The following is a 13,084-nucleotide window of genomic DNA, read 5'->3' as shown; positions in this document are numbered from 1 at the left end:
ATTATGAGCAGTACCGGGGTTATTGATACCAAAGGCGGCGACAACGCTTTTACTGCGAAATCCGTGCATCAGAATACCAGCGAGCCGATGTATTCCGGTGCGCTGTCATTCATGCGCCGCAAATATACCCGTGATCTTACGGGCATTGATGTTGCGGTAACCGGTATTCCCTTTGATCTTGCAACGTCAAGCCGTCCTGGTACGCGCCTTGGTCCGCAAGGGGTGCGCCGTGCTTCGGTCAATCTTGCATGGGCACCACATTTTCCGTCCGGGCGCGATATCTTTGGCGAACTGGCCGTGATTGACTATGGCGATATGGTCATCGATCCCGGTTATCCGCATAAAATCCCGGAAATGATCGAGGATCACGCACGCGATATCGTCAGTTCCGGGGCAAAGATGTTGACGATCGGCGGCGACCATTTCATCAGCTATCCGATCCTGAAGGCCCATGCTGAAAAGTACGGCAAGGGGATTTCGCTTATTCAGTTCGACGCCCATTCCGACACTTGGGAAGACGATGGTGATCGGATCGATCACGGGACCATGTTCTGGCATGCGGCGAAGAACGGCATTGTCGATGCGTCGAAATCCATTCAGGTCGGCATCCGCACGCATAATGAATCGACCCATGGATACAACATCCTGTACGGGCCGGATGTGCAGGCGATGTCAATTGATCAGATCGTTGCCAAAATCAAGGACGTGGTCGGCGACAATCACGCCTATATCACCTTTGATATCGACGGGCTTGACCCGTGCTATGCACCGGGTACCGGTACGCCGGTTTTGGGCGGATTGACCAGCCATCAGGCGGTTTCGATCCTGCGCGGTCTTGCGGGCGGTATCAACCTGATAGGGTCGGATGTCGTCGAAGTTTCCCCGCCTTATGACGTTTCAGATATTACATCGCTTGCCGGTGCGACGATTGCTTGGGAAATGCTGAATATCCATGCGGTGAACCGAAAGCCGTAATAGCAAGATCACAAAGATTTCAAAACGGGCCGGTATTTTAACAATGCCGGCCCTTTGCTTTTTGCGGCTGCTATGATGTTATTGCGCTTAATCAGTGTATTGGAGGAAAGACATGAAACCGGTTTCTATTTCGCTTTTGACGATTTGTGGCATTGATGAACTGCCAACCCATCAGACCCGATCGGTTTCGCATGTGCTTTCCGTTCTTGATCCGGAACGTCCTGACCCGGATGCCTTCGCGGCATATGCGCCGCATGAACGTACCATTTTGCGGTTCCACGATATTATCGAGGAGCTACCGGGGCAGATAGCCCCGACATCAGCCCATGTTGAAGAGGTTCTTGCCTTTGGCGAGGGGCTCAAAAATACGGTTGATGCTCGTAAGGACGGACATTTGCTGGTGCATTGCCATATGGGTGTGTCGCGCTCGACAGCAGCGATGCTTACCCTGATGGCGCAGACCCAGCCCGACGTGGCCGAAGACGAACTGTTTGCCGCTCTTCGTGCCATTCGTCCGATTGCCTGGCCAAATTCGCGCATGATTGCCTTTGCCGATGATCTGCTTGGTCGGGACGGTAAGCTGACGGCTGCCCTTAACCGGCATTATCGCTATCAGCTTGAACATGACGATCATTTCGATGAATGGATGACATCGCTTGGCCGTGCGCGTGAAGTGGCACTTGGAAGAGCTGCCTGAAGTTGCAGTATAATGCCCGGAAATCAGCCACTTTGTTCGCGAAGTGGCTTTTCCTTTGCCTGATGAATTGAATCGATTTAAAAACGTCGCGTCCCACAGCAAATGATAATGCCCGCAACCCGATTGCCGGGCGATATAAACGGAGAAACGCTATGAGCGCAAAAGCAGTTTGCCTTGGGGAATTGCTGATCGATTTTGTTCCGACCGTAACTGGCACCGGCCTTGCCGATGCGCCGGCATTTGCCAAGGCCGCAGGCGGTGCGCCGGGCAATGTGGCTGTGGGATTGCAGCGGCTTGGAATTGAAACGGGTTTTATCGGCAAGCTTGGCGATGATGCATTCGGTCATTTTCTGGTCGATACGCTCAAAGCCGACAATGTCGATACATCGGGCATTGTCCTGACCAAAGAAGCCCTGACAGGGCTTGCGTTTGTTTCGTTGCGGGCCGATGGCGAACGCGAATTTTCTTTCTATCGCAGCCCGTCGGCCGACATGCTGTTGTCGCCGTCCGATCTGAATCAGGACATGCTGAAGGGATGCGCGCTGTTTCACTATGGCACGCTTTGCATGATCGACGATGATCCGCGCGCGGCGACGCTTGCGGCCATCGACATTGCACGTGAAAACGGCGCGATCATTTCATGTGATCCGAACCTGCGCCTGCCGCTTTGGCCCAGTGCGGATGCCGCACGTGATATGCTGCGCCTTGCGATTACCAAGGCGGATGTTGTTAAAATTTCTGACGACGAAGTCGCCTTTATCACCGGCAAGGATGATCTTGAAGCAGGCGTTCGTGAATTGTGGTGCGATCACTGGAAACTGATGATCGTGACGTCGGGCCCGAAAGGCAGCCGGTTCTTTACACCTGATTTCGAAGGTTCGGCCGATCCGTTCAAGGTCACGGCTGTCGACGCGACCGGCGCAGGGGACGGTTTTACTGCCGGCTTCCTGTCGCGTTTGTTGAAAGATCCGCAATTGCTGGAATCTGCGGAAAAGGTCGAGGCAGCCTGCCGTTTTGCCAATGCGGTAGGTGCAATAACAGCCACCAAACGCGGTGCGATTGCTGCCCTCCCGACCGAAGCGCAGGTTTCGGAGTTTCTTTCTGCAAACGGATTAACCGGTTAATATCCGTGGTGATGGCAATCCTGTTCCCGCCGGATTGCCATCAAAATGTCCCACAAACTGTCCCACAAATGGTCGCATCGGCGTGTTAGTGTTTTGACATGACGTCGATACTGTTTGCTATCTGTTTGAAGCCGAGGGTGGAATGTCCACAGAAAATCTGACGACCTGTTGGGAAAAGCTTGATCGACTGGGCGCGGAAGTTTCCAAGAACCTTAATTTACGCAAAGCCTTTGCCGATGATCCGGCGCGGTTTGCGCGTTTCCATGTCACGCAGGACGATCTGTTTATCGATTATTCGAAAAATCTGATCACCGATGATGTGATGGCCGCATTACGTGAATTGGCGGAAACTGCCAATGTTGAAAACTGGCGCGAACGGATGTTTGCCGGTGATCGGATCAATATCACCGAAAATCGCGCTGTTCTTCATACGGCACTTCGCAATCTGGATGGCAATCCGGTGATGGTCGATGGCAAGGACGTTATGCCCGATGTCAAGGACGTCTTGGTACGCATGAAACGCTTTGCCGCGCGTGTGCATACCGGCGACTGGAAAGGCCATACCGGCAAGGCGATCACCGATGTCGTTAATATCGGGATTGGCGGTTCCGACCTTGGCCCGGTCATGGTGAACGAGGCACTCCGTCCGTATCATATCGACGGTATTCGCTGCCATTTCGTTTCCAACGTCGATGGCGCGCATATCGTTGATACGCTCAAAGACCTTGATGCGGAAACGACGCTTTTCATCATTGCATCCAAGACCTTCACAACCGACGAAACCCTGACCAATGCCTATTCGGCGCGCGACTGGCTTGTTGGTTTGCTGAAAGACGAGGGCGCGGTTGCCAAGCATTTTGTCGCGGTATCGACTGCCTTGGACAAGGTTGCTGAATTCGGTATTGATACAAACAATGCGTTCGGTTTCTGGGACTGGGTCGGTGGGCGGTACAGCCTTTGGTCGGCTATCGGCTTGCCGATCATTCTGGCGGTTGGTTACGAGAAATTCGAAGAATTGCTGCGCGGCGCGCAGGCGATGGATAATCATTTTCGTTCAGCCCCGCTTGAGTGCAACATTCCGGTGACGCTGGCATTGATCGGCGTGTGGTATCGAAATGTTCTGGGGGCCTCCAGTCAGGCAATCCTGCCTTATGACCAGCATCTTTCACGCCTGCCAGCCTATTTGCAGCAGGCCGATATGGAAAGTAATGGCAAGTCGGTTACCCGCGATGGCAAGCCGATCTATTACGAAACGGGCCCGATCATCTGGGGTGAACCGGGTACCAATGGCCAGCATGCCTTTTATCAGCTGATCCATCAGGGCACGGAACTGATCCCGGTTGATTTCATCGTTGCGGCGAATGCCCTGCATCCATTGGCAAACCATCATGACAAGTTGGTGGCGAACTGCTTTGCCCAGGCCGAAGCCCTGATGCGCGGCAAGACCGAGGCCGAAGTACGTGACGAACTTGCCGGTGGCAATCTGACCCCGGCGGAAATTGATGTGCTGGCACCGCAAAAGGTCTTTGCCGGGAACAAACCCAGTACCATGATCCTTTACAAGCAGCTTGATCCCTTTACGCTGGGACGTCTGGTTGCAATGTATGAACATAAAATCTTTGTTCAGGGGATTATCTGGAACGTCAATTCCTATGACCAGTGGGGTGTTGAGCTTGGCAAACAGCTTGCCAAGGAATTGCTGCCAATGGTTCAGGGGAATGAAACTGCCGATGGCCGTGACGCTTCAACCGCCGGTCTGATCCATCAGTTGCATGTCCTTCGGGGTTAATTTTGATCCGACAAATCTGTGGATTTATGGGGCGGTGTCAGACTGACTGGCACCGCCCTTGTTCTTTGCGCGATGATCCCGACAACGGGCAGAGCAATATTTGACATCGTCCCAGCAATTACGCCATTTGCGCCTCCAGGCAAACGGTCTATTACAGGTCAGGCAGGTTTTGTGTGGCAGGTCTGATTTTGTCGGCTTTTGACCATTGGCATTTCGGCGCATCCCAAATTACCCGATCAGTGTCTCGATCATGGCATGGGCCGCGCATTTTCCGCTGCGCCATGCGACTTCCACCCTTGCACCAAGACACCAATCGCCCGCGGCAATAACGCGCCCGTTCATGCCGCTAAGATGACTTTTTCCAAGCGGTTTGATCGTGCGGGCATATCGCCAGCGATGCGTGTTTATGGACAACACATCGGGAAGCTTTACACCGCTAGCTTTATGCAGTTTTTCAAGCAGAAGGAATGCGATGCGTTCCTTGTCTTCTTCCAGATTATCACGTGACCATTCCGGACTTGCGTGCAGAACCCAAAGATCAGGTGAAGGTCGATGGATCAGATCACGGTGGTCGCCATTGCGTGCCGCCCAGCTGATCGCAGGATCGGGATGGATCATGGCATCAAATGCAGTGGGCAACGGTTTGGCAAATGCAATCATTGCTGCCCAGCACGGTGCCATTTCCACATCCGCAATGGGATCAAATCTTGGGGCAAGTGGTTGCAGAAGCTCTGCGGTTTGCGGGGCAGGGGCGGTAACAATCACACCGTCAAATGGCCCGAATTCACCATCCAGATCGTCATGCAGGATAAAGCTGCGTGGTCCGGCGGTTTCGATTGAGGTAATACGGTCTTCTTTGCGGATTTCAAACGGATCAAGCAGCGGGGTGATCAGTTTGTTCATTTGCGGTGACCCCTGATACCAGATATCTGCGGCCGTATTTGTACGTTTCAAAGCCGATGCCGGTGCCCCAGCGGTTGCGTTTTCACCACGAAGGAGATGTGGTTGCCATTTCCTAACGGATTTTTGATGTTCGGCCTGTTGCAGGAATGATTGAAATTCCGGATGCAGCGCCGTGACATATTGGGCGCCATGATTGAAATTGCCCAATTCGGTACGACGTGTTGCAAGTCGCCCTCCGGCGCCACGGCTCTTTTCAAAAACCGTCACACAAAAGCCAACTGCGTGAAGTGTGGCCGCCGCCCGAAGGCCGGCCATTCCCGCACCGATCACGGCAATATTCATTGGGGCCATTTTATTGTTCCTGTTCGAACCTTGTGAACCTTTTCCTCCTTACGTCAGAAGTCGTTGTTTGGAGCATCAACACCCCGAAGATATTTATGAAACTGTCATCGTCTGGTCATTAAACCGTTACGCATTGTCCGCAGTTTGTCTGCCACGGTTCATCCAGTTTTCAGGGGGAAATATGCGTTATTCTTTGATGGTCACGGTGGCATTTTCGGTTATGCTCGGTGCCTGCGGCACCTCGACAACGTCAAAAAACATGGTAATGGCCGTTGATACGGCGTCGCCTGCCGCCAAGCCGCTTTCAATCGTGCCTATGGGCGATTATCGCACCGGCATGTTTGACGAAGGGGCCGCGGAAATTCCGGCTTTTGACCCGGTGACCAAACGCATATTCGTGGTCAATGGTGGCGACAAGTCGATTGATATTCTTGATATGTCGGACCCTGAAACACTTGCAAAAATCGGTTCGGTCAAGCTTTCGACATGGGGTAAGGCGGCAAACAGCGTTGCCGTTCATGGCAATATTGTCGCAGCGGCTGTCGAGAATGACGACAAACAGGCACCGGGCAAGGCCGTGTTCTTTAACACGGATGGTGATTTCATTGCGGCTGTAACTGTCGGTGCATTGCCCGACATGATCAAATTTACTCCGGATGGCAAGCACGTTCTGGTCGCGAACGAAGGTGAGCCGAACGACGCATTCGATAATGACCCGGAAGGCAGTGTTTCGATTATCCCGGTATCGGGAAATCTCGCCGATCTGTCAGATGCCAATGTTCGCACGGTAAACTTTGGCTTCCTGAATGATGTGGACCTGCCTTATGGCATGCGGACATCAAACCCGGGAACGTCGACCGTGGCACAGGATGTCGAGCCGGAATATATTGCCGTCTCGAAAGACAGTAAAACGGCTTATGTTTCACTTCAGGAAAACAATGCGGTGGCGATCATTGATATTGAAACCGCAAACGTTGTCCGGGTTGCCGGTCTTGGCTTCAAGGACCATTCGGTCAACGCATTTGATGCCAGCGACAAGGACGGCAAAATCAACATCCGTACATGGCCTGTGATGGGCATGTATATGCCAGACACCATCGATGCGATCGAAATCGGCGGCAAAACCTGGGTCCTGACGGCAAACGAAGGCGACTCACGCGACTATGACGGCTACAGTGAAGAAACCCGCGTCGGAAAACTGACCCTCGATCCGGTCGCCTTCCCGAATGCCGCAACCCTGCAAAAAGATGAAAACCTCGGTCGCTTGAAAACAACCACTGCGCAGGGCGATACGGACGGCGATGGCGATTTCGATGTGATCTACAGCTATGGCGCACGTTCGTTCTCGGTCCTGAATGCGAATGGTGACATGGTCTTTGATAGTGGCGACAAGTTCGAACAGTTCATGGCGGCCAATTACGGGAGAGTTTTCAACGCATCGAACACCGAAAACTATAGCCGCGATAACCGTTCGGATGACAAGGGCCCGGAACCCGAAGGTCTGGCAACCGGCTACGTTAATGGCACACCTTATGCCTTTATCGGTCTGGAACGTCAGGGCGGATTTATGGTCTATGATCTTACAAATCCGACTAATCCGCAATTTGTCACCTATCATTCGGATCGTCGTTTTTCCGGCAATCCGGAAGCCGACACCGCAGGCGAACTTGCCCCGGAAGGCATGCTGTTTGTCGAAGCAAAGGATAGCCCCTCCGGCAATGCCATGCTGATCGTATCAAGCGAGGTATCGGGCAGCACAAAAGTTTATGACCTGAAATAGGTTTTTAAGCTGCTGTATATAAAGAGATTTTACCTGAAAAGCCGGGGATTTTGTCCTCGGCTTTTTCAATTGTGTCCAGTGCTTGGTAAAATGGTTCAATCCTGTGACAATATGCACTAAACTCCGCGCCACGGTCCGGTCACGGGCTTGTCGACCGAAGGGAGGCGGAGACTGAGTACGCGACGTGAACCCCATATTCTGGTTGTTGATGACGATCAGGAAATCCAGAAGCTCCTGAAAAAATTCCTGCTCCAGCACGGGTTTCGTATCACCACCGTTTCCGACGGAGCGGAGATGCATCGTGCGCTTCGTGACTGGAATATCGATCTGGTGATCCTTGATATCATGTTGCCCGGCGAGGATGGTTTTGCGCTCTGCCGCGATGTGCGCCGCAATTCCAAGGTGCCGATTGTCATGCTGACTGCGGTGGGCGAGGATACAGATCGTATTCTTGGTCTTGAACTGGGTGCAGATGACTATCTGACCAAGCCGTTCAATCCGCGTGAATTGCTGGCCCGTATTCGTGCCGTTTTCCGCCGTTTTGAAACCGGTACCGTGACACAGGTCCATCACGAAGAAACCAAAACCCAGAAAATCCTGTTTGCCGACTGGACGCTCGATATCGGATCACGTGAATTGCGCGATCTTGATGATGTGGCGGTGCATTTGTCGACCGGGGAATTTTCTCTGTTGCTGGCGCTGGTCAAGCATAACAAGCGTGCGCTTTCGCGTGAACAGCTTGTTGATATCGTACGCGGGCAAAGCTCTATCCCGTTTGATCGCAGTATTGATATCCAGATCAGCCGCCTGCGCCGTAAAATTGAAAAAGATGCCAAAAATCCCAAACTGATCAAAACGGTGCGCGGGATCGGCTACCAGTTCTGTGCCGATACGAGGACCGTCTAGGAATTCGATCCATGACAGATCAGATTGGTGCGTTTTCCGAATATATGCGGCGGTTCAAGCCCCGCACGCTGGGCGGACGCATCTTTATGATCATGATGGTCGGCGGTGTCATTATCGCGGGCATCAGTTCAATCGCATCGAAATACATCATCGAACGGAGCGAGCGGATCAGCCGAGCCTATACTCTGGGCTTTACCATTCGCGAATTGATCCTGATTGCCGAAAGCCCGGAATTACAGGGAAATATTGTTGATATAGCCGCGCGTGATGGGCTTTCTGTTCGTGTTCTGCCAGCTGACGATATTGGTACCATCCTTTTGTTTTCGCGCCCGGCGCAGCACATCGCAATGCCAGCGCGTCTGGCCGATACAGGCTGGCCGACATCGGTAAAGGTCCATTTTCGGCGCGGGCGTCTCGGCGCGGAACAGCGCGACCTGATTGAAACCGCCGAAAATCCCAGTCTGTTTTTTGCCGGCCTATCGCGCGAAATAGCGCGTCAGGGACTTGAGGCTCGCGTTGAAATCATGTTGCCATCCGGCATGCGAATGCTGCTGTCTCATCCAGTGCTGTGGTCCGACTATGCATCGCCATCCATGGTTTTTCTGATCTTTCTGGTCGGAGTTGTTGCCGTGTTGGCGGTGTTTGCCGCTTTGGCCGATCTTCTGGCAGGTCCCTTCAAGAATTTGACCGAGGCGATCATTCGCCAGGGCGATGAAGTTGAAGGCCCCCCGGTAGAGGAGCGCGGCCCGACCGAAGCCCGGTCAATGGCCGCGGCATATAATGGATTGCGGGAACGGATTTCACGCATGCTGGGGGATAGAACCCGTATGCTTGCCGCAATTTCACACGATTTGCGTACGCCCAGCACGCGCCTGCGTCTGCGTGCAGAATTTATAGACAATGAAGAATTGCGCGAAACCGTGCTGCGCGATCTTGACGAAATGGACGGGCTTCTCAACGATGCACTCGATTTCCTTGGTGACTGGATTAGCAAGGAAGAAGAGCGTACAGTTGACTTCACATCGGTTCTCGAAGCGATTTGTGACGATTACGCCGATCTTGGCCGTCCGGTAAGTTTCGAGGGACCGCAGCCGCTTCGGTTCAGTTCGGTTCATACGGTTTTTGGTGGCGGGGACGAGGCCCATTCATTTGGCGACAAGCGCAGCATCCGTCTGACCTGCCGGCCCGGAACATTAAAACGTGCCTTCACCAATCTGATCGAGAATGCGCTGAAATACGGTTACAGTGCCTATGTCAGTCTGGATGCGACGGCCGATACGGTTCTGGTTTCCATTCGGGACGAAGGACCGGGCATCGCCGCGGAACATCAGGAGGATGTCTTTCTGCCGTTCTTCCGCGTCGAAGGATCACGCGCACGCACCACCGGTGGCAGCGGCCTTGGTCTGTCGATTGTGAAAACGGTCATCGATGCCCATGATGGGACGATACGATTACGCAATCTGCCCCGACGCGGGTTGGAGGTCACGATTGCTTTGCCGCGGCGCGTCGACAAAGGTTGAAAACAAAACGACCCGGGAATTCCGGGCCGTTTTAAGAATCCTATAAAGACAAGAACGGCGGGCGGCCCCCAGAACCGCCCGCCGATCAGATCAGATCCGAAGTTCCGTTACCGGATCAAACAGACTGATCTGAGACATGTCGGCCGAGAATGTCATGATCTCGCCCGGTTGCGGTGCCCGGTCAGGCCGGACACGTGCAACAATTTCCTTCCCGCCGATTTCGACAACGGTCATGGTGTCAGCACCGGTCGGTTCAATAACTTCGACCTTGCAGTCGAAATTGACATACTGGCTGCCCGGTTCATCAGAACCGGTACGCTTGTGCGTCAAACCTTCCGGACGGATGCCGAAAACGACATCTTTCCCGACATAGCTCTGATAGCTTTCTGGCGCATCTTTCAGCGGCAGAATGATCGGGGCGTTATCGCGTTTGATCGATACGGCAAGATTGCCGTTGTCATTGATCAGGGTTGCGTTGATGAAGTTCATCGACGGCGAACCAATAAAGCCAGCAACAAAGATGTTGTTTGGGCGTTCATAGATGTTCTGCGGCGTATCGAACTGCTGCAGGATACCGTCTTTCATGACAGCAATGCGCGAGGCAAGGGTCATGGCTTCGATCTGGTCGTGGGTCACGTAAACGATGGTCGCACCCAGACGCTGATGCAGTTTCTTGATTTCGGTACGCATATCGACGCGCAGCTTGGCATCAAGGTTCGAGAGCGGTTCGTCGAACAGGAATATGTCCGGATCACGAACCAGTGCCCGGCCCATTGCAACGCGCTGACGCTGACCACCCGAAAGCTGGGACGGTTTGCGGTCCAGCAGGGCTTCGATCTGCAGCAGTTTGGCAACATCGGCAACCGCCTTGTCGCGTTCTGCCGCCGAAACACCACGGATCTCAAGACCGAAGGTGATGTTCTTGCGAACGGTCATATTCGGGTAAAGCGCGTAGGACTGGAACACCATTGCGATGTTGCGGTCCTTGGGGTGGACATCGTTGATCACGCGATCACCGATGCGGATTTCCCCGTCGCTGGAACCTTCAAGACCTGCGATCAGGTTCAGAAGGGTGGATTTGCCGCAACCCGACGGGCCGACCAGAACCAGGAACTCGCCGTCTTCAATAGCAATATTGATTTCTTTGAGAACCTCGACAGGACCGAAGGCCTTGCGAACTTTATCAAGGGTGAGTGATGCCATTTGCTTATCCCTTCACCGAACCGGCGGTCAGGCCGCGGACGAAGTATTTTCCGGCCAGAACATAAACAAGTAGCGTCGGCAGGCCGGTCAGCAGGGCTGTGGCCATATCGACATTGTACTGTTTCACGCCGGTTGTGGTGTTGACGATATTGTTGAGTGCGACAGTCATCGGCGCATTATCGCCAGAGGCGAAGGAAGCACCGAAAAGGAAGTCATTCCAGATCTGGGTAAACTGCCAGATGACCGACACCACGATGATCGGTGTCGAAATCGGCAGAATGATACGCCAGAAAATGGTGAAGAAACCTGCGCCGTCGATGGTGGCTGCCTTCACCAGTTCATCCGGGATCGAAACGTAGTAATTGCGGAAGAACAGGGTGGTGAAGCACAGGCCGTAAACGACATGTACGAGAACAAGGCCCGTGGTAGAACTTGCAAGACCAAGTGACCCCAGAACCTGTGACATCGGCAGCAGCACAACCTGGAACGGAATGAAGCAACCAAACAGCAGCAGGGCAAAGACGATATTAGCCCCTTTAAAACGCCATTTGGTCAGGGCATATCCGTTGATCGCACCAAGGAAGGTCGAAATCAGAACCGCCGGAACCGCCATTTTGACCGAGTTCCAGAAGTAAATTTTGATGCCTGAACATTCAACGCCAACACAGGCTTCATTCCAGGCATAGGTCCAGGCATCGAACGTGATGACGCGCGGCAGCGAAATGAGTGAGCCTTCCCGGATTTCATCGAGCGACTTCAACGAGGTCGAAATCATCACGAAAAGCGGGAACAGATAGTAGGCGGCAAACAGGATCAGAACGAGATATAGCAACCCGCGCAGTATGGTATGTTTCCAGCCTGCGTCGTGGCTGTAATGCTGAATATCAGCCATTTTTCTTGCCTCCGCGCAGTTCGGAATACAGATACGGCACAATGATCGCCATCACGGTCGCCAGCATCATCATGGCACTTGCTGCACCAACACCCAGCTGGTTGCGCTGGAAGGCCATTGTGTACATGAAGGTTGCCGGAAGATCGGACGAATAGCCGGGGCCGCCACCGGTAAGCGCAATGACGAGGTCGAAGCTTTTAACGGCCAGATGGGCCAGAACGACAATGGCACTCAGGAAAACGGGGCGGATCGACGGAATGATAATGCCGAAATAGATGCGGGGCAGGCTGGCGCCATCCATATAGGCTGCGCGAATGATGTCCTGATCGACGCCGCGCAATGCCGCAAGGAACATTGCCATTACAAAACCCGATGCCTGCCAGACGGCTGCGATCACGACCGTGTAGATCGCCATGTCCGAATTGACCAGCCAGTCGAACTTGAAGCTGGTCCAGCCAAGGTCATGCATCATGCTTTCCAGACCAAGGCCCGGGTTGAGAAGCCATTTCCAGACGGTGCCCGTCACGATGAAGGACAGGGCCATCGGATACAGGAAAATCGTGCGAAGTACGCCTTCTGCGCGGATGCGCTGATCAAGAAGAACTGCAAGCAGGCAGCCTAGAAACAGGCAGATAACAATAAAGAGACCGCCGAAAATCAGCAGGTTCTCGATGGCAACATGCCAGCGTTCCATTTGCCACAGACGTTCGTATTGCCGCAGACCGGCCCAATCCCAGACCGGAAGCATGCGCGATTTCGAAAACGCCATATAGCCTGTCCACAGGATGAACCCGTAGACGAAAAACAGGGACGCAGCAAAGGACGGTGCAACAACGATCTTGGAAAGATGACGCTGGATGCTGGCCGTCAGGTTGCTTTCGGTGCTTGAAGAAGCCCCCATACCCTTTGCCTCAAACAATTAAAGTAGCGGGAATCCGGCCCCGGATGTATCC

Annotated in this window: 12 protein-coding genes; 7 read left to right on the top strand and 5 right to left on the bottom strand. The window is 53.5% G+C overall.

Annotation, left to right across the window (positions count from 1 at the left end; genetic code table 11):
• The first annotated feature begins 3 nt into the window (after nt 1-3).
• The 4 genes from speB (at nt 4) to pgi (ending at nt 4,585) form a co-directional block, all read left to right on the top strand.
• Entirely contained in the window at nt 4-975 is a 972-nt protein-coding gene (gene speB / locus TH468_RS09160) for an agmatinase (RefSeq protein WP_007089376.1), read from the top strand.
• Nucleotides 976-1,087: 112 nt separating this feature from the next.
• Complete coding sequence (locus TH468_RS09155) at nt 1,088-1,672, top strand: tyrosine phosphatase family protein (protein ID WP_085643427.1); 585 nt, start codon at nt 1,088-1,090, stop codon at nt 1,670-1,672.
• Nucleotides 1,673-1,824: 152 nt separating this feature from the next.
• Complete coding sequence (locus TH468_RS09150; RefSeq protein ID WP_085643425.1) at nt 1,825-2,796, top strand: PfkB family carbohydrate kinase; 972 nt, start codon at nt 1,825-1,827, stop codon at nt 2,794-2,796.
• Between the two features lie 142 nt (nt 2,797-2,938).
• The gene (pgi, locus tag TH468_RS09145; RefSeq protein WP_085643423.1) at nt 2,939-4,585 is read left to right on the top strand and encodes a glucose-6-phosphate isomerase; all 1,647 of its coding nucleotides are present in this window, start codon (nt 2,939-2,941) and stop codon (nt 4,583-4,585) included.
• Between the two features lie 24 nt (nt 4,586-4,609).
• Here the strand turns inward: pgi and TH468_RS09140 are convergent, their stop codons facing one another.
• Both TH468_RS09140 and TH468_RS09135 read right to left on the bottom strand, forming a co-directional pair.
• Nucleotides 4,610-4,807, bottom strand: coding sequence for a DUF2256 domain-containing protein (locus tag TH468_RS09140; RefSeq protein ID WP_085643421.1), 198 nt, complete (start codon nt 4,805-4,807; stop codon nt 4,610-4,612).
• A 6-nt stretch (nt 4,808-4,813) separates the two neighbouring features.
• Entirely contained in the window at nt 4,814-5,839 is a 1,026-nt protein-coding gene (locus TH468_RS09135; RefSeq protein WP_085643419.1) for an NAD(P)/FAD-dependent oxidoreductase, read from the bottom strand.
• A 172-nt stretch (nt 5,840-6,011) separates the two neighbouring features.
• Between TH468_RS09135 and TH468_RS09130 the strand changes: the two genes are divergently transcribed.
• From TH468_RS09130 to TH468_RS09120, 3 genes are all read left to right on the top strand, one after another.
• Complete coding sequence (locus tag TH468_RS09130; RefSeq protein WP_168177106.1) at nt 6,012-7,610, top strand: choice-of-anchor I family protein; 1,599 nt, start codon at nt 6,012-6,014, stop codon at nt 7,608-7,610.
• Nucleotides 7,611-7,757: 147 nt separating this feature from the next.
• Complete coding sequence (locus tag TH468_RS09125; protein WP_240478846.1) at nt 7,758-8,516, top strand: response regulator; 759 nt, start codon at nt 7,758-7,760, stop codon at nt 8,514-8,516.
• 11 nt (nt 8,517-8,527) lie between these two features.
• Nucleotides 8,528-10,036 carry an ATP-binding protein gene (locus TH468_RS09120; protein WP_085643417.1) on the top strand — a complete coding sequence of 503 codons (1,509 nt, stop codon included), beginning with the start codon at nt 8,528-8,530 and terminating at the stop codon, nt 10,034-10,036.
• A gap of 90 nt (nt 10,037-10,126) precedes the next feature.
• Here the strand turns inward: TH468_RS09120 and TH468_RS09115 are convergent, their stop codons facing one another.
• The 3 genes from TH468_RS09115 to TH468_RS09105 are packed head-to-tail and all read right to left on the bottom strand — an operon-like array spanning nt 10,127 to nt 13,032.
• On the bottom strand, nt 10,127-11,239 hold the full coding sequence (locus tag TH468_RS09115; RefSeq protein WP_085643415.1) for an ABC transporter ATP-binding protein: 1,113 nt from the start codon (nt 11,237-11,239) through the stop codon (nt 10,127-10,129).
• A 4-nt stretch (nt 11,240-11,243) separates the two neighbouring features.
• Complete coding sequence (locus TH468_RS09110) at nt 11,244-12,131, bottom strand: carbohydrate ABC transporter permease (RefSeq protein WP_007089385.1); 888 nt, start codon at nt 12,129-12,131, stop codon at nt 11,244-11,246.
• The gene (locus tag TH468_RS09105) at nt 12,124-13,032 is read right to left on the bottom strand and encodes a carbohydrate ABC transporter permease (RefSeq protein ID WP_007089386.1); all 909 of its coding nucleotides are present in this window, start codon (nt 13,030-13,032) and stop codon (nt 12,124-12,126) included. The genes TH468_RS09110 and TH468_RS09105 overlap by 8 nt, the downstream gene beginning before the upstream one ends.
• Nucleotides 13,033-13,084 lie beyond the last annotated feature (52 nt).

The organism is Thalassospira sp. MCCC 1A03138, assembly GCF_002115785.1.
Taxonomy (GTDB): Bacteria; Pseudomonadota; Alphaproteobacteria; order Rhodospirillales; family Thalassospiraceae; genus Thalassospira.
The sequence above is the reverse complement of the archived record's forward strand: the minus strand, read 5'-3'. Positions and strand labels throughout refer to the sequence as shown.

Bases quoted from the DNA above. Each gene is read 5' to 3' on its own strand.
- speB (WP_007089376.1), top strand. From the start codon at position 4: ATGAGCAGTACCGGGGTTATTGATACCAAAGGCGGCGACAACGCTTTT.
- TH468_RS09155 (WP_085643427.1), top strand. From the start codon at position 1,088: ATGAAACCGGTTTCTATTTCGCTTTTGACGATTTGTGGCATTGATGAA.
- TH468_RS09150 (WP_085643425.1), top strand. From the start codon at position 1,825: ATGAGCGCAAAAGCAGTTTGCCTTGGGGAATTGCTGATCGATTTTGTT.
- pgi (WP_085643423.1), top strand. From the start codon at position 2,939: ATGTCCACAGAAAATCTGACGACCTGTTGGGAAAAGCTTGATCGACTG.
- TH468_RS09140 (WP_085643421.1), bottom strand. From the start codon at position 4,807: ATGCGCCGAAATGCCAATGGTCAAAAGCCGACAAAATCAGACCTGCCA.
- TH468_RS09135 (WP_085643419.1), bottom strand. From the start codon at position 5,839: ATGGCCCCAATGAATATTGCCGTGATCGGTGCGGGAATGGCCGGCCTT.
- TH468_RS09130 (WP_168177106.1), top strand. From the start codon at position 6,012: ATGCGTTATTCTTTGATGGTCACGGTGGCATTTTCGGTTATGCTCGGT.
- TH468_RS09120 (WP_085643417.1), top strand. From the start codon at position 8,528: ATGACAGATCAGATTGGTGCGTTTTCCGAATATATGCGGCGGTTCAAG.
- TH468_RS09115 (WP_085643415.1), bottom strand. From the start codon at position 11,239: ATGGCATCACTCACCCTTGATAAAGTTCGCAAGGCCTTCGGTCCTGTC.
- TH468_RS09110 (WP_007089385.1), bottom strand. From the start codon at position 12,131: ATGGCTGATATTCAGCATTACAGCCACGACGCAGGCTGGAAACATACC.
- TH468_RS09105 (WP_007089386.1), bottom strand. From the start codon at position 13,032: ATGGGGGCTTCTTCAAGCACCGAAAGCAACCTGACGGCCAGCATCCAG.